Here is a 16,176-nt window from a genome sequence, read left to right as displayed (position 1 = left end):
ATTTCCTAGCGAGTCTTTGCGACATGCTAGCAGAGGAGACAAGCACATGGGAAAGGGCCTTCACGGGAAAGTTCAGGGAGAGGGTGGCGATGTTGTCCTGTTGCACGGGCTTTTTGGGCAGAGCAGTAACTTGCAGAGCATCGCTAGAGCGCTTGAGACTAAATTTCGAGTGCACAGTCTCGACCTGCCTGATCACGGTAAATCTCCTTGGAGCGATGCAGGCCCCTCTATTAATAGCTATGCCGACGCTGTCGATGCCTGGATGACTGCGCAAGGCATACAGAGTGCCTATGTTCTGGGCCACTCCTTAGGCGGGAAAGTGGCGATGGCGCTGGCCTTAAAGCGACCAGCGCGGATCAAACGTCTTATTGTGGCCGATATCGCGCCGGTGACCTATGCGCCCAGTCATCAGGCGGTTTTCAAGGGCTTACAGGCAGTCGCCGAAGCGGGATGCGCGACCCGGAAGGCCGCGGGTCTGATTTTGGAGCGCTATATTGATGAGCCCAACGTACGGCAGTTTCTGCTGTTAAGTTTGGGCAAGGAGGAGGGTGCTACTGCCTTGGTTTGGCGTTTGAATCATGCCGCGCTTGCCCAAGCCTATCCGTTGCTGCTGGCGGGGCTGAGTTCTGATACCCCGTTTGAGCATCCGGCACTATTTATTCGCGGCGCACTATCTGGCTATGTCGATGACAAATATCTTCCCGCCACGCAGCGGCTCTTTCCAAATTTTCGGCTGGAAACATTGGAAGGCGTGGGGCATTGGTTACATGCTGAAGCCCCAGATTTGTTCAACGAACAGGTATTGGAGTTCTTTGCGGATTGAACCGGTCTCTGACCACCTCCGGATAATCATCCACAGGGAGTTATGATCCACAGAACCTGTGGATAATTTGGTGGATATTTTGTTCAACTGCGGCAAGAAGGCAACGCGCACCACAAAATCTTTAGATTGGTCAAAAATTGATCAATACTATAAAGATCATTAAAAACAATGGTTTATACCTTATATCTTCGGAAGAACTCCCAGTGCGGGCTCTAACTCCACTGAAGAGGGTGCTCGTGGCGCGGGTGTGCATAAAGCATTTTTGGCGTCAACCCGAAAACCTAAAATAAGAATAGTTTTTTTCTTAAAAGTTTTTGATTAATTTCGTAAATGGCCATAGACAAATGGCGATTTTGCTGTGCCAGGCAGTCGGTTTGAGGTCGCCCAAGACGTTATACGCCTCGATAGGTGCAGCCTACGGTGCAGGTTTCGCGGATTTCCACGGCGGCGAGCTCTGGCAAGTTGGGTTTTAACCTGTCCCAAATCCATTTCGCTAAAATTTCGCTGGTTGGGTTCTCCAAGCCAGGGACATCATTGAGATAGTAATGGTCGAGTTGGTCCAACAGCGGCGCAAAGGCATTTTTAATATCATCGAAATCCATGAGCCATCCTGTCTGCGGGTCAACGTCACCGGAGATAGTGAGTCTGACTAGAAAGGAATGTCCATGCAGCCGCGCGCACTTGTGTCCCTCGGGAACATTGGGGAGGCGGTGTGCCGCTTCAAATCGAAAGTCTTTGTATAGTTCCATGGTGGCACCGTATTTCTCAAAAGTCGCAGTTGGGTAGTGTATCGGCACTCGCTTAATGCAGGCCGCGCAGAAAGTCGCGCGAGTGTACACCCATAAAAGGCATTTTTGGAAAAATCACGTTAAACATTGACAGCACGGGCGACCCACTTATAATGCGCGGCTGCAGATCAGGGTGATTAGCTCAGCTGGGAGAGCATCTGCCTTACAAGCAGAGGGTCGGCGGTTCGATCCCGTCATCACCCACCAACCTCTTAAAAGGTTGAATCGCACACAACAGACACCTCATGTGTCGTCTACCTGGAGCGGTAGTTCAGTTGGTTAGAATACCGGCCTGTCACGCCGGGGGTCGCGGGTTCGAGTCCCGTCCGCTCCGCCATTTTCCTTAAAGCCGCATAAACGCTGACTTTTTGATCCGACTCTGTGTAAGTCGTCTGTGTACTTTGTTCTCAGAGCAGGGCACTAGCGATGAATTTGACGCGGTTAAAAACAGGTATTTGGCAAGCAGAACTCAAAATCCCCAAACAGCTCCATGCAGTGCTGGGCAAGCAACGGTTTGCGCGATCGACTCGGACAAAATGTCGAAGAGAGGCCACCTTAGTGTCATCACCGTGGCTTGCGGAGTGGCAGTCCCTCATCCAGCTTGCACAAAATGACCCCCTAGCCTTCGAATTGGCCGGCATCGCCGAGACGCCAAATCTGTCCTCAGCGAACAAATGGGGTTGGCTTGAGATACTGAAGCCATCGGAGCACGCCTACTTTGAGGGGATAGAGTGGGGGAATGGCTTGCCTCTGCCGGTTCACATGGAGGCATTTGCTGCCCATCACTACAAAAATTACAAAGCACGTATCGAAGCACGACGGTACATATTAGAAGCCACACGATTCATGCCGACGACCCGTCATCTCCGCAAAGAGGCTGCACAGCGATGGTTATTTGCTGAGGAAGCAAAGCCAGAAGCGCAACGTCGAGCGGTTAAGACAATGCAAAAAGCCTTAGGGTATCTGTCAGAGTACGTCGCTTGGCTTCAATACCAAGGCTTATTAGACGCTCAATTGCAAAATCCTTTTAGGCAAGTCAGATTTCCAAAGGCGCTAAAAAGACCGGTGAAATATAGCCCGATGACTGATCTAGAGATCCTAGCTATCAGGGCTGTAGCTCAAGAAAAAGGCGATGCTGAGCTGGTCGCCTATATAGACATCGCGAGGTATACGGGTATGCGTCTATCTGAGATCGGGGCGCTAACTACAGAAAGCTTGGTCACTGTTGAAGGCGTTACCTGCTTTAAGGTTAAAGAGGACGCTAAAACGCAAGCCTCGTCTGGTCGAGTTGTGCCGGTGGCGCCAAAGCTCATGGAGCTTTTTGATCTGGACAGACTAAATATGGCAGGGCGCTCCAACGCCGTGGGAAAGCGGTTTGGCAGGTTGAAAAGAGATGTCCTCGCTGATGGGCAGAGCCGGACTAAATGTTTTCACTCCATACGGAAGTTTGTTGTCACGACATTAGAGCAAGCCGGAATAGCAGAGGGCATCGCTGCTGATTTAGTGGGGCATGAAAAACCGAACATCACTTACAACGTTTACTCGGGTGGATCATCCGTACAGCAGCTCACCTCGGCGATTACAGCACTGGAGCAAACGCAGTCGTTCTAAGCCCATTTTGCATATTGGAATAAGGCTTACACGCCAATCTCTGTAAGGTACTCGGATGTTATTTTCATGGTGAATATCGTGAATATTGAAGCGGATGAGTGTGTATGCCTCTCAGGCACCCTCTAGCATCTCAATTGCGTCTTCAGTGAGCTGTTCAAGCCTCTTTTGAACCTGTTCTGAATCGAATCGGGCGTCATAAAGGACTTCACTGGGACGTTTCTGTCCGCGCAACTTGTATTGGGCTGTTAAAAGGATCAAACCTCTAATAGATATACTTATTAGGGAAGTGATCCTTTTTAAATCAGTAATCCTACGTTGCGCGGTTGGCTCTGAGGATAGTTCCGGGCAAGCCGCCAATAAGTGCTTTTTATTTAATGGAACTATGCCGTCACAACTCTGCACTAGCGCTATCATTTTTTGCAGCCCACTCCAGCTCTCCAGATGATCCACAGTGACATCTAGCGGCACAGAGCACAGAATAAAGACGCGCCGCTGAAGCCCCTCTGGGTGCGGCCTGAGCAGCCTTAGGCGGTCGATTGCTTGGGTGCTTTCACTCTCCCTCATTTGCTCCAAAAGCGCCTGCACGCGCCAATCAGGGTGCACCTGAGTGATGGCAGAACCAGAGTCGCCTTTGAGCCGATACCCGCGCTTTTCAGACTCCAAAGGGCGACTACCTGACTTCTCCTCAAGCAAGGAAAACGGTTCTTCAGCGTCGTACCAGAGTCCTCTCGCCAGCTTTTCAATATCAACCGAGCTGGGTTGGATTCGCCCAACAATGATGATGTTTTCAAAATCGCTATATTGGTTTACACCGCGCAGGTTGTTGAAGTGATCCAAGGTTGCGTCACCAACATCCAATCCGGCTAAATCCTCTTCTAACCCCTTGTTAGAAACTACTAACGTTTTACCGCTGGCAGATACACCACTGATGAAGTTGCCGACTTGAGTGATCAGTTCAGGATTCTTATCAAAAGCCGTTTTGGAAAATGTCCTATCACTAAATTGATAGACTTCCGCATCGCGCTCTACACGAATGTCTTCAACAGTAATTCGATCACCGAAAAACTGTTTTAGGAGCAATGGATTCGCATCGGCGTCGATCAGCAGTAGGGGGGCGTCAGGTAAGTGCAGGTCTCTCCGCTTAAGCACAGTCGCTTCCGTACCATCACTTATGACGGCATTCGACTCATCGCGATCTGTTACCTGCATCTCATAGGCTAGCGTGCGGATGAGTAGAGACGTGTCATTCGATTGCAGCTTTTCGGCCACGTGTTCTTGCTGTTGTAACGAGTCGTCAATACGGAGCGTTGAAAATAGGTTCGCTTGAATGCTCTCGTATTCCTCCAGCTCCTCAAGCAAATCATGCGATGTACACAGCGCCCTCAATTGACCGAGTATATTTTTTGCTCCACGCGACAATATGTTTGCCACTGCGGCTATGTGAGAACTCGGATCGCCGAAGCTAAGAATATCCGAGATTGGAATCTTCACTTCCACATGCGGAGTTCTAATAAAGCTCTCGTCAATAACCACGAGCGATGGCTCAAGAAATCTCTCTTTCGTGCGATAAAAAAGATGGTTGTGAGACATGACCTTTACTTCTGTGAGCATGGGTTTCATGTCATCGGGTAACGCATCAACCTCATCAAGCTGATCAAGGTACGTACAATTATCAAAGAACTCGCACTGCCCTGAGTTATTTTTACAAAGAAGCTGATAGGCGCTGCCGCCGGCCTTTGAGATGGCGTTTGCGACAGTGGCTTTACGACACATTGGGGTTCCGGAAGCGTCTTTTTGTGATCTGCCGTAAATCACTCGCGCGCGTTTAAGTGCAGAACCATCCTTTGGTAAATCTAGGGTTAATTCGTCATTTAGGTCAGCTTCTAATTCACGAGACAGTCGATGGTTTGGGACGTAGTAGTGGACATCCCCATACTCAAGGAGCTTGTAAGCGAGGAGCTGTTTGATAACGCTACGGGTCTTGCCTAGTCCAGCCGTAGCCCTGATAGCGAAAATTGGCGTGTCAAAATCCAAAGGATTATCCCAAGAGGCGATAGCTTGCTTACTAAAGTTGTCGATGACCTCCCGAAGGCGCTTTTCACCCTCCGATAAAGTCATCAGAGGCTTATCCCAGTAAGGTGGCGTCGACTCTGAGAATTTCTCAATAGCGCCCAAGATTAGAGGGTCTAGATAAGCATCAGACTTATACCGGTCTATATCAGTTTGGCTATGATTGTTCTGATCAGCGGCATCAATACGTCGACGAACATCTGCCTTTAGGTTTTCAAGTTCGCCTAACGCCTTTTCCCTAGTCCTAGCTGCAACAAACTTAGCGGTAGCTTTTAAGAGGACGTCATTAAAACCTTGGTTGCCTTGACCATCTCCGAGGTAAGCCATTTGACCTTCATAGCCCAATCCTCCCACCGCAGAGGAGTCGCTAGTTGATCGGCTTTGCTCTGTTTTCTGGGGCGGTTTAAAAATCAGCGATACCTCATCGGAGGCGCCTCTAATTATACCTACCCGATCTGCCTTGATCGGATCTTCCCTGCCATCAAAGATAGGATTCGCTGTGTAGTGGATTTGAACTGCGTTGAATAGGGCATGGTCGATAAGTTTAAGACCTGCCTGTGCGTTTACGTTTTTAGCCCACAAGCGAAGATGCTCATTTGCTACTGGTTCGCTCAACCAAAAGAGCAAGTGAGCAGAGAAAATACTGTCGTTCACTAGACAGCAAGAGGCTGATAGCTGCCATACACAGGTTTTGTTCTGAAACTCTTCAGGTAGCAAGGATATTGCGTAATTGACAGAAGCTGTCGGGTCGGTCGAGGTTTTTAGTTGGCTGGGGAGAGCAAGCTTATCAATATCAATCATGATCCACTCGCGTGGCACGTCTTCAAAAGCCTCCTCATTTGGATCTGCACTGCGCTGCCGGTTTAATTGCCGCCTCACAGGTTTACTGTGATCAGCATCAGCTCTCAAGCGGCCTCTGATAATGCACCGATCTCTTAAATCTGCGCTTTCGCTAATCAGGCTGTAGAAGCCTTCGATGCCCGATAATGATATTTCACTCGCTGTGAAGTACTTAGCTGATTGCCATAATTCGCTTGTGGCACTGCTAAAGTATTTGCAGAGTCGTTTCCCCGGTGCAGTAAGAACAGTCACTGTTTTATTCATAAATGTAGTTACCTTAGTGGCAGCTTCTACATATTGAACCTTGATTTTGATGCATATGAAACCGCTTAAATGCAGGTCTCAGCAGGCCCGTTAGCGCACCGTGGGGCCAAGCGGCAGAAGCAAACGCCATACTGAGATAGATACCGTTAATACCTGCTCGTTCTGCCAGCGCACTAAACAGGTTGATCTCCACCATGCCAAAGCTGACTTGAACGAATAGAAGGATGCTGAAATTACGCCCCGTGTTGCTGGTACCGGCGAGTGCGGCTAAACCAAGCGCATACAAAGTTCCGCACCCAAACCCTGACAAAAGGCGGCAGAAGCCTATAGCATAGAAGTCTGCCAAAGCAGTTGATGCCAAATTTGCTGCCACCCCGAAAAAAATTCCTCCGATCGCGAGCGTACGCCTATCCGCGCGGTTCAGTGAAATGGAGACAAACAAGGAAGAGAGAATAGTGCCGCCGTTTTCAAGTGCCGCAAGGTATCCTGCCTGCTGCTCACTAAATCCCGCGTATTCTGACCACGCTCCCACCATTACCGGCATAGACATAAAAAATGATACACCCACTACCGCAAAGGTAACGGCGGCAACAATAGCGCCAGTGTTATCAGAAGTTTGTGTTAGCGGTTGATCGTTCAAATCCAGCGCCCTTCTGTCGTGCCATGCACCGGCATCAATTACTGAAGGTGCTCGCTCATAAATTTTTGTAGCTCAGCGAAGACATCGAGGGATTCAGGCGAGTCAATATCGTACAAATACTGCGCATGAGCCATCCCCTCATAGACGTGCAAATCCGAAACTACATCCGCGCCCCTTAATTTTCGATGCGTTCGCACAGTGTCACTTAGAAACATGTCTCTTGTGCCTGATATCAAAATAGTGGGAGGAAAACCTGAAAAGCTTCCGTACACTGGAGATACCAGAGCCGACCTAAAGTCATTATCCGCAACGTACAGCTTAGCAGCTGACTCAAGAACACCCTCATAGGTAACCAAGCCTTGGTCCACTCCTTCAAGGGTAAACAGAGTGTCACCGGTTTTACTCAGATCAGCCCAGGGAGTACCAGCGTAGATCGCCCCAGGGAAAGGCAGGCCCACCAACGCAAACTTATGAACGGAAGCTAGAGCCAATCCCCCACCTGCAGAGCTGCCACCGATCGCTAATTTTTCTGGCGCGTAGCTTTCAAGGAGGTTTTTGTACACGTCGACAACATCATTGATCGCGGCTGGAAACGGGTTTTCAGGCGGCATTCTGTAGTCGATTGACACAACCGGCATGGTAAGTCTGTTGGCTATTAACAAGCCCTCACCAATCCCTGCCCTACCGCCTCCAAACACGTATGCTCCGCCGTGAAGGTGTATAAAAAGTTGATTTTTTTTGCTCTCGTCCAAGCTTAGAGGGATCATCAAAAAAACAGGAATGCCTGCTACCTCCTTTTCTTCTATTTGCACTCCCAAGGTATCTGCCCACCGCGCGATTCGGGCTATCTCTATTTCCTGTTCCTGCATTTGCGCGGAGTGCCATTGCGCATTGGTTTGCGGTGCCTTAGCTTGGCCACTGACCGCTGGCGCGGAAGTACGGGCAATGGATTTTCGCAATTGTTCACTGGCGCCCGCCGGCGGTGGCACCCGGCGCTTCGCGATTTCCCATTCATCTGCGGCGTGGGCCACCTGAGCCACGCAGGACAATAGCCAGAGGGTAAAAACAGTAGACTTCATCATCAAAACCCCGTTCGATTAGCAGTACCCGGACATATCTTACGCTGAAAAATTCAATGTGATCCTAGGGCAATGCCGCCCCTGCTGCCATCGCCTGAGCGGAGGAAATGCTTATATGGCCAATATTGATACCCTATTGGCCAGCGCTGCCAATGTTGGCCTGGGGGAAATTGGGCACTGTGGACCCTAGTCCAAATTTAAAAAAGTCTCAGGCTCGGATTGAACTCAAAATAAAATCAAATCGACAGCAGTTAATACAACGAGGAAAACACAAATGCCTTTCGAAAAGACGTTTTTGAGCAAAGTGATTGCGCTATTTACCGCTATAGTCGCGTTACAACCAGACTCGGCTTTGGCACAACAAGCGACCTTGGAGGAGGTCGTTGTCACAGCCCAAAAACGCGTACAGAGCGCCCAAGATGTCCCTGTGGCTATTTCAGCACTGAGCGCAGAAATGATCTCAGACACTGGGGTAGACAACATTACCAGGGTGCTTCCCATGTTGCCCGGTGTTACCGGCACAACTGCAGGAATCACAACCAATGCCTGGGCCGTTCGGGGTATTAGCACCAATGACTGGAGCACTGGCTCAGAACCAAGTGTTGCTGTTTACATAGACGAGGCCTACGTCGGCCGCAACAACCTGGCCACAGGCGCCTTTTTTGATCTCGAGCGGATAGAAGCGGTCAACGGTCCTCAGGGAACCCTGTTCGGTCGTAACGCGGCAGCTGGCGCGATTTCCATGACCACCAATAAGCCCGCTGACGAAAGTACTCTGCACTTAGGCATTGGGGCCGGAAACGAAGGCCAGGAAGAATATGATATCGTGGCAAACCTGGCTGCAAGCCCAAGAGCAGCTTTGCGCTTTGCCTATCACGGTACGCGGCTGAAAGGCCTATGGGAGGAAGTGGCTAACCGAGAGGAAGGCTTTCGAGACGAAGACAGCTTCCGATTGGCCGGACGATTCGACTTCTCCGATAATTTCACCGCACTGCTGACACTAAACTATGGCGAGCAGGAAACTAATCTAGGGGGCGTTTACAACCCACAAATTTCCACCGTCGAACCTGGAGATGAATTTCCAGACAAGATTGCCCGATCAACCTTGGACCGTGAAGAGAATGAAACCAGAGGTGCGAACCTTCGTTTAACTTGGGAGTTAGACAATGGCATGACACTCACCTCTATTACAGATGCTCGAAAATTCGACTTCGAATACCGGCAAGACGTTGACGGTTCAAATGCAGACGCTCTTATCGATGCGATACTTGGGGTTGTTACAGGTGGTATTACGCTTGAGTTCGCCAACGAAGATTTCGATGGACAAACCCTGGCCCAGGAATTTCGTCTCAGTGGAGCCACTGACTCCGTAGACTGGTTTGTAGGCATTAATTATTTTGGCGAAGAACTAAATGAAACTCAGCGCGTCAACATGATTGATACCGCTCTGGGGCTCGGGCTTCTCGCTCACGACCGCAACACCACCGAGGGTGACAACGAAGCCTGGGGAATTTACGGAGATGCACGTTGGGCAGCCACTCAGGCGCTGGCTGTAACCGTGGGTGGCCGCTGGTCACGTGACGAAAAGGATTGGTGTACCTCCGGTGTCGCCGAATTAGGGTTTATAGGGGTTAATACACCACAGAAACTGTGCGACTCTGAAAGTTGGTCAGATTTCACACCGCGACTTGTCCTAGACTATGCTCCGAATGACGACTCCATGCTGTATGCCAGCGTAACGAAAGGCTACAAGGCTGGTGGTTTTAATCCCGCCGCAGCAGATTTTGATGCGGATTTTTTTGGTGACGCAGTCGCGCCATTCGATCCGGAAACCAATCTTTCCTATGAAATGGGTGCAAAAACAGAGTTTCTGGATGGCTCCATGCGACTCAACGGCGCCGTTTACTTCAGTGACTACGAAGACCTGCAGGTTGCCAGCGCCACTATTGGTGGTATTTTAATAAGCAATGCGGCCCAGGCAGAAGTTAAAGGCCTCGAACTCGACTGGACTTACGCGCCATCAGCAAGTCTGCTGTTCAGTGCCAATTACAGCCATATCGACTCTGAGTACACCGATGGTTTTCTGAAGGGGAATACTCTTAATTACGCCCCTGAAAACAGCTACGCAGCGAGCATTAAGTACGATATGGCCATTGGCGATGGTAACCTAGCGTGGTTTGCCATGTACGTCTATCAGTCGGACTTTTTCTTTGATCCAGGCAACACATTGGAAGAAGACGGTTACGGGCTGTTGAATGCCAAAATCACCTATACACCAGGTAGCGGAACCTGGGATTTGTCATTCAGTGGCGACAATTTAGCCGATGAAGAGTATGCCGCCGCCCGCCAAGATATTGGGCTGGGGACAGGAACACAGATAAATCGCGGCCTGCCCAGATTGCTAAAGGTTAATTTCAACGTGTACTTTTAGCACCTGAATAGCTATAAAGACTCGTTAATCCGGCCCCAGGGCCGGTTTTTTTTAAATCCCCTCAACTTTTTTCGGGTATCTCTCACACAAGCCCCAAACCCCGAACGCTGGACAAACTGCCCCTCGGCATTATCATAGGCTTCATGTGTCATTACTGGCCACGTCTTGTTGGCCAGCTCATCTGTGGAGTTTAATTGACGGTGGAGTGGGCAATGCAAGCTGGCACGAGCGTAGTAACCAGACTTGGCACCGTGCCACACAGTAATATCGCCTACGTCCTGGAGGTTGCGAAAGAACACGACTATGACCTAAGTCCTTTACTCGATTCGGCTGGCCTAAACTTGGAGGCCATTTCAGATTCAAGTAGTGACCTAACCGGTGAACAGTATTACGGCTTTCTGAGCCAAGTATTGGCAACACTAGACATCCCAGCTTTCGGCTGCAAAGTGGGGCAAAGATTTTCTCTCAGTGACTTTGGCGTGCTCGGTTATGCCTGTGTCAGCAGTTCAACTATCAGACAATTCCTACAGACTTTTTTTCGTTTCCAGCAAATAGTAGGTAGCAGTGCCTCATTTCGCGAAGCGTTGAGGGAGGAAGGTGGCAATGCAATGATCGAAATTCATTCGTCATGCAGTAATGAGAACCTCCTTCGCTTCGACATTGAGGAAGCTGTTGGACAGTGGACCATAGCCGCGGGAGACATGTGGAGTGGCAAGGAGTCCATGTACACCTGCGTCAATCTGTCGCTCCCTGAACCTGACTACGCCCAGGAGCTACAGACGCTTGTCGGTTGCCCCGTCTTTTATCAACAAGCCCGCAACGAACTGGTTTTTCCTGCAGAACTGTTGGAAGGCCCCATCGTAATGGCTGACGAACTGACTGCCAAGTTATGTGAACAGCAGTGCCATACACTACTGCAAGGTCTAACCCAGCAAGAGGGTTTGGTGGAACAAGTTCGTAAGCTAATCATCAACCAAGCGGGACGCATTTCTACTCCAGAGGATGTCGCCAGCAAACTTCATATCAGCTATCGGACCTTGCGCCGGCGTCTAAGTGATGAAGGTACTTCTTTTAAAGAGATCCACAACGAATTACGCATGGGTATGGCCGGTGAATACATGCGGCAGACGGAGTTGACGACCCAAGAGATTGCTTTTTTGCTGGGCTATTCGGAAGCTTCCAATTTTCACCGTGCATTTAAGCTATGGTTCGGCAAGACTCCTGGTGACTATCGCTTGTCCGGGTCAGGTCCGCAGTAATTCATACCCCGCTGGCCAGTATTAACAAGCTACTGGCCAACCGAGATATAGATCGATGATCAGAGCACCTCTAACCTAGCTCCATAGGATCAACTGGACAAGCCAATCTTGGTAGACACTACATCCGATAATCAGAACCCTCCCAGGATTTATTTGATTAGTTTGATCTGGTTGTCGCTTGTAGCGGCGCTGACCAGCAATATTCAGCCCATTTTTCTCGGCGTGCTTGCGGAGTCTTTTTCTCTAAGCGGAAGCCAACTGGGCTTTATCGGTGGGGCCGAGCTAGGTGGGAGTTGCCTTGCATCCGTGAGTGCCGGCTACTGGTTTCCGAGAGTTCGTTTACGAAGAGCTGGCCTTTTCGCCATAACGGTGTCAGTACTAGGTAATCTTTTAACCAGTGAGGCGACGGACTTTTCCCAATTACTGCTGATTCGATTCACCACCGGTTTTCTTGGGACAGGTGTACTTTATGCCTTGACGCTGGGCTTGTTTGGGCAACTCAAAAACGCAGATCGAATTATCGCTATAGCGGTGGTCACTCATGTGCTTTCTCTGGCTGTCGGCATGTCGACAGTGCCACTGCTGATGGAACGCTGGCAACTACCCGGCGTCACCGTGAGTCTGGCCATCTTGCTTTCTACGGCATTCCTGTGTCTTTTTTTACTTCCCCATCAGTCAAGATACGAAACCAGCAAGAGCGCAACAAGCGAAAGTTATAATTTCCTGGGAGCTGCGCTTCTAGTGAGTTTGATCGTGTTCAGCATAGGCCTGGGTAGTAGCTGGGCGTTTATGGAACGTATCGGCAGCAGCGCCGGGTTCGCTATGGGAGATATCGGCAACGCCCTGGCTGTCTCGGGGCTGATCGGGGGTTTTGGTGCCTTGATGGCAGCGGTGTTGGGAACTCGCCTAGGGCGGGTTTTACCCATAGTAGTTGCATTAACCCTGCAGGTTCTAACCTGCCTGCTCCTGGCAACACGTAATGATTGGTACAGCTACCTGGTGGCAACAGCACTGTTTAATTTCAACTGGAATCTAACCTTGCCGTACTTGATGGGAGCAATTTCAGCAGCTGACCGTTCCGGGCGATTCATGGTGCTGATTCCAGCGGCCCAAACAGGAGGCTATGCACTGGGCCCGATGTTGGTCGGAATATTTTTGGTCGGCGATAGTTTCCAGTTGGCCGCCTGGGTCTCGATGAGCGCATTCATTGTCTGCCTTGCGATGATCGTGCCATTGCTAAACAGAGTATCTCGGATCAACGAATGAATGTTCCAGTACAAAATATAAACTGAAAATAAAGGACAATCGATGTTTGCATTGACAGGAAAAAACGCTCTTGTAACCGGCGGAAGTAGCGGCATTGGGTTGGCGGTCGTCAAGCGTTTTATTGCAGCCGGTGCCCAAGTAATCGCAGCAGACCTAAATTTGTCACCAAAACTGCGAGACAGTGGCGCTCACTTTGTCGCTCTAGATGTAAGCTGCGAAGAAAGCCTTGAGCGGGTCTTTGCTGAAGTAGAGAGTCGTTTTGGAAAGCTGGATATTCTAGTCAATAACGCGGGCGTCGGCCTGGACGAAGGTCCGATTGTCGATGCTGATACCAATGCATTTCATAAAACCATGGCGGTCAATTTAAACGGTGTATTGTACGGCTTGAAACACGGGCCAAAACACATGAATGATGGTGGCAGCATCATTAACACCAGCTCCCTCGCAGCGTTTATAACAATGCCGGAGTATACCGGCTACTCAGTATCTAAGGCCGGCGTGGTGAAACTGACGCAGCAGTGCGCTGTTGAGTTGGCAAGCCGCAAAATTCGCGTCAATGCGGTATGCCCTGGGACAACGACGACGCCAATGGAACCAGCCGACAGTGGTGAAACCAAAATCATGCAGTATTTGACTCTGGCAGGGCGTCCAGGAACAGTCGAGGAGCAGGCGGCTGTCTTCCACTTCCTTGCGGCAGATGACAGTAGCTATGTCAACGCACAGGCCATTGCGGTCGACGGTGGTTGCCTACCGGGACTGAACTATGCGCTCATGGATAAGCTGCTCCCCGGATTCGGCCAGAAATGATAATGCTGTGACCAGAAGCGCCATACTAGCCTGACTCAACCACTTGTAGTCTTTCAACATGAAAAGCCCGTCATTGCCCTGAACAACGAGGTTCGAGCCAGATATGCAACCAATCAACGAGAGCTTGAGTGTTCGAGGCGGCCATCTTTTTATCGAGGATTGTGATTCAACAGAGCTTGCCAAGCAATTTGGCACTCCACTTTTTGTGGTTTCAGAATCCCACCTGCGCAGTAACTTGCGCCGTTATAAATCAGCCTTCCAGAAGTGCTGGCCTGAGGGACAGGTGCGAATAATGCCGGCATTGAAAGCCAGTCCCGTGCTTGCAGTTCGGCAGGTTCTGAGCGACGAAACCTGCGGCTGCGATGTGTTCGGCCCGGGCGAACTTGAAGGCGCTCTGCGCGGTGGCGTAAGCCCCGGTGATATTTCCGTCAACGGCTCCATCAAAGACCGGAGCATCATTCACCGCGCCATTGACCTGGGCGCCCGCATTGTATTGGACAGTCCGAGGGAACTGGAACTGTGTGAGGAAGAAGCTGCTAAGCTCAAGAAAGTGGCTAAAGTGATGTTTCGCATCAAGCCTTTTATGTCAGAGCTGGAAACGAAGTCTGATTTTCTTCCCGATCTGGATATTCGCGAGATGACGCAGTTGATCAAGTATGGCGTACCGACGTCAGAAGTACTCGACATGGGGCCCCTGGCAATTGAACTACCCCACATTGAGCCCATCGGCATCCATGCGCATATGGGCCGGCACAGTAAAAAGATAGAAGTGTGGCAGTCATGGGTTCGCCACTGCGTGCTGTTAACCAAGCGTTTGAGCGACTTAATGGAAGGCTGGGTACCCCGGGAGCTCGACTTCGGCGGCGGCTTTCCCAGTTTCCCCGACAGAGATACAGACGTCGTCTTACAGGGCTATGAAGGCCCCAGCCTGGAAGAATATGCGAAGTGCATCACCGATAGTTTTCGCGCTGCAATGCATGAAGTATCGCTGGACCCTACTGGGATCACCATAGAAGTGGAACCCGGCCGTGGACTGCATTGCGATACCGGTGTGCATCTAACAACAGTGCGTAATATCAAAGAGGAGACAGAAAACCGTCCGCGAAGATGGGTGGAACTTGATACGTCAGAAGTTTTCCTGGCTGTGCCTGGATTCAATGATGAGCCTCCATTCGATCTCGTTTTCGCCAATAAGGCGGATCAACCGATGACTATAACTGCGGATTTGGTAGGCCAGACCTGTAACGCTGAACTTCTCTTTAATCAGGTCAACACACCGCCTCTGCAGGTAGACGACGTGGTGGCCCTACTCAATACCGGTTCATACATTGAGCCTATGGCAGCCAACTTCAACGCCCTACCGCGACCTGGAACTGTCCTCGTCAGGGGAAATAGCGCAGAGCTGGTGAAGCGGCATGAAACCGTTGATGAGGTATTTGCAAGAGACATAATCCCCGACAGATTTGCCTCAGCGGAGGTCTGACAGGTGGACAGTCTCAAAAACAAGGTTGCTATTGTCACCGGCGCGGCCCACCCAATGGGCATGGGATACGCCACAGCATGCGCGCTGTCTAGGAGTGGAGCCCGAGTTGTATTAACAGACCTTGTGCAAAGCTCTTACATGCAGATTCAACTGAAGACGCGTGTCGCTGACATTGTCTCCTCCGGTGGTGAAGCGATGGCGCTGGCAGTTGATGTTACAGACAGGCAGCAGATCGATCACTGCATTAGCAGTGTTACCGAGCACTTTGGAAGCATTGATGTGCTCTTTAACAATGCCGGTAGCCCTGCAGGTTGTGGAGATTTTCTTTGCATGACAGACCAGCAGTGGGATATCAGCTACCGGGTGAACCTCAAAGGTATGGCGGATTTTTGCCAAGCCGCATTGCCAGGAATGATCAGTCGCGGAGGCGGAGCCATCGTCAACAATGCCTCACTGTCTGGACTGGGGGCCGCGCCTTTGATGGCTGCATATACTGCTACCAAATTTGCCGTGGTAGGTTTGACCAAGGCGCTTGCAGCTGAGTTTGGCCGTCACAAAATTAGGGTAAATGCCATATGCCCCGGAATGATCTGGACACAAATGGGGCAATCAGAAGTCGAGCATCTACGAGCTGAGAGTGAGTCCTTCGAGGAAGCCAAAAATCGATTGGTCGGCGCAGACCTGGTGCCTTTGGAACGTTGGGCTGGGCCGGAGGAGGTTGCCTCAAGTGTGGTTTTTTTGTCTAGTGATGCTGCCAGTTATATCAATGGGGTTGCGCTCCCTGTCGCCGGCGGCATGGCTCCTGGTCTCTAAAT

Annotated in this window: 12 protein-coding genes and 2 tRNA genes; 10 read left to right on the top strand and 4 right to left on the bottom strand. The window is 50.5% G+C overall.

What is annotated here, in order from left to right; genetic code table 11:
- Nucleotides 1–46: 46 nt before the first annotated feature.
- The gene (locus ACMAY6_RS10140; protein WP_435211532.1) at nt 47–823 is read left to right on the top strand and encodes an alpha/beta fold hydrolase; all 777 of its coding nucleotides are present in this window, start codon (nt 47–49) and stop codon (nt 821–823) included.
- Between the two features lie 392 nt (nt 824–1,215).
- Here ACMAY6_RS10140 and queD read toward each other — a convergent pair whose 3' ends face one another.
- Entirely contained in the window at nt 1,216–1,572 is a 357-nt protein-coding gene (gene queD, locus ACMAY6_RS10135) for a 6-carboxytetrahydropterin synthase QueD (protein ID WP_435211530.1), read from the bottom strand.
- Between the two features lie 170 nt (nt 1,573–1,742).
- Here queD and ACMAY6_RS10130 point away from each other — a divergent pair.
- The 3 genes from ACMAY6_RS10130 (at nt 1,743) to ACMAY6_RS10120 (ending at nt 3,222) form a co-directional block, all read left to right on the top strand.
- Nucleotides 1,743–1,818, top strand: a tRNA-Val gene (locus tag ACMAY6_RS10130).
- A gap of 53 nt (nt 1,819–1,871) precedes the next feature.
- Nucleotides 1,872–1,948: transfer RNA gene (locus ACMAY6_RS10125), tRNA-Asp, on the top strand.
- A gap of 89 nt (nt 1,949–2,037) precedes the next feature.
- A complete protein-coding gene (locus ACMAY6_RS10120; RefSeq protein WP_435211529.1) occupies nt 2,038–3,222 on the top strand; it encodes a tyrosine-type recombinase/integrase in 1,185 nt (394 codons plus the stop codon).
- Between the two features lie 111 nt (nt 3,223–3,333).
- Here ACMAY6_RS10120 and ACMAY6_RS10115 read toward each other — a convergent pair whose 3' ends face one another.
- The 3 genes from ACMAY6_RS10115 to ACMAY6_RS10105 are packed head-to-tail and all read right to left on the bottom strand — an operon-like array spanning nt 3,334 to nt 8,118.
- Nucleotides 3,334–6,396, bottom strand: a complete 3,063-nt coding sequence (locus tag ACMAY6_RS10115) for a hypothetical protein (RefSeq protein ID WP_435211527.1) — start codon at nt 6,394–6,396, stop codon at nt 3,334–3,336.
- Between the two features lie 13 nt (nt 6,397–6,409).
- Nucleotides 6,410–7,036, bottom strand: coding sequence for a hypothetical protein (locus ACMAY6_RS10110; RefSeq protein WP_435211525.1), 627 nt, complete (start codon nt 7,034–7,036; stop codon nt 6,410–6,412).
- A 38-nt stretch (nt 7,037–7,074) separates the two neighbouring features.
- On the bottom strand, nt 7,075–8,118 hold the full coding sequence (locus ACMAY6_RS10105; protein WP_435211524.1) for an alpha/beta hydrolase fold domain-containing protein: 1,044 nt from the start codon (nt 8,116–8,118) through the stop codon (nt 7,075–7,077).
- A gap of 271 nt (nt 8,119–8,389) precedes the next feature.
- Between ACMAY6_RS10105 and ACMAY6_RS10100 the strand changes: the two genes are divergently transcribed.
- The 6 genes from ACMAY6_RS10100 (at nt 8,390) to ACMAY6_RS10075 (ending at nt 16,174) form a co-directional block, all read left to right on the top strand.
- A complete protein-coding gene (locus ACMAY6_RS10100) occupies nt 8,390–10,546 on the top strand; it encodes a TonB-dependent receptor (RefSeq protein WP_435211522.1) in 2,157 nt (718 codons plus the stop codon).
- A gap of 212 nt (nt 10,547–10,758) precedes the next feature.
- Entirely contained in the window at nt 10,759–11,805 is a 1,047-nt protein-coding gene (locus ACMAY6_RS10095) for an AraC family transcriptional regulator (protein WP_435211521.1), read from the top strand.
- A gap of 153 nt (nt 11,806–11,958) precedes the next feature.
- Nucleotides 11,959–13,071, top strand: coding sequence for an MFS transporter (locus ACMAY6_RS10090; protein ID WP_435211519.1), 1,113 nt, complete (start codon nt 11,959–11,961; stop codon nt 13,069–13,071).
- A gap of 42 nt (nt 13,072–13,113) precedes the next feature.
- Nucleotides 13,114–13,878, top strand: a complete 765-nt coding sequence (locus ACMAY6_RS10085; RefSeq protein ID WP_435211517.1) for an SDR family NAD(P)-dependent oxidoreductase — start codon at nt 13,114–13,116, stop codon at nt 13,876–13,878.
- 103 nt (nt 13,879–13,981) lie between these two features.
- On the top strand, nt 13,982–15,361 hold the full coding sequence (locus tag ACMAY6_RS10080) for a diaminopimelate decarboxylase family protein (protein WP_435211515.1): 1,380 nt from the start codon (nt 13,982–13,984) through the stop codon (nt 15,359–15,361).
- Nucleotides 15,362–15,364: 3 nt separating this feature from the next.
- A complete protein-coding gene (locus ACMAY6_RS10075) occupies nt 15,365–16,174 on the top strand; it encodes an SDR family NAD(P)-dependent oxidoreductase (protein ID WP_435211513.1) in 810 nt (269 codons plus the stop codon).
- Nucleotides 16,175–16,176 lie beyond the last annotated feature (2 nt).

It is taken from the genome of Luminiphilus sp. nBUS_16 (assembly GCF_051201645.1).
GTDB lineage: Bacteria > Pseudomonadota > Gammaproteobacteria > Pseudomonadales > Halieaceae > Luminiphilus.
This window is presented reverse-complemented; position numbering and strand designations above follow the sequence as displayed.

Coding starts and splice junctions, on each gene's coding strand:
- ACMAY6_RS10080 (WP_435211515.1), top strand. CDS start 13,982: ATGCAACCAATCAACGAGAGCTTGAGTGTTCGAGGCGGCCATCTTTTT.
- ACMAY6_RS10085 (WP_435211517.1), top strand. CDS start 13,114: ATGTTTGCATTGACAGGAAAAAACGCTCTTGTAACCGGCGGAAGTAGC.
- ACMAY6_RS10105 (WP_435211524.1), bottom strand. CDS start 8,118: ATGATGAAGTCTACTGTTTTTACCCTCTGGCTATTGTCCTGCGTGGCT.
- ACMAY6_RS10120 (WP_435211529.1), top strand. CDS start 2,038: ATGAATTTGACGCGGTTAAAAACAGGTATTTGGCAAGCAGAACTCAAA.
- ACMAY6_RS10140 (WP_435211532.1), top strand. CDS start 47: ATGGGAAAGGGCCTTCACGGGAAAGTTCAGGGAGAGGGTGGCGATGTT.
- ACMAY6_RS10115 (WP_435211527.1), bottom strand. CDS start 6,396: ATGAATAAAACAGTGACTGTTCTTACTGCACCGGGGAAACGACTCTGC.
- queD (WP_435211530.1), bottom strand. CDS start 1,572: ATGGAACTATACAAAGACTTTCGATTTGAAGCGGCACACCGCCTCCCC.
- ACMAY6_RS10095 (WP_435211521.1), top strand. CDS start 10,759: ATGCAAGCTGGCACGAGCGTAGTAACCAGACTTGGCACCGTGCCACAC.
- ACMAY6_RS10100 (WP_435211522.1), top strand. CDS start 8,390: ATGCCTTTCGAAAAGACGTTTTTGAGCAAAGTGATTGCGCTATTTACC.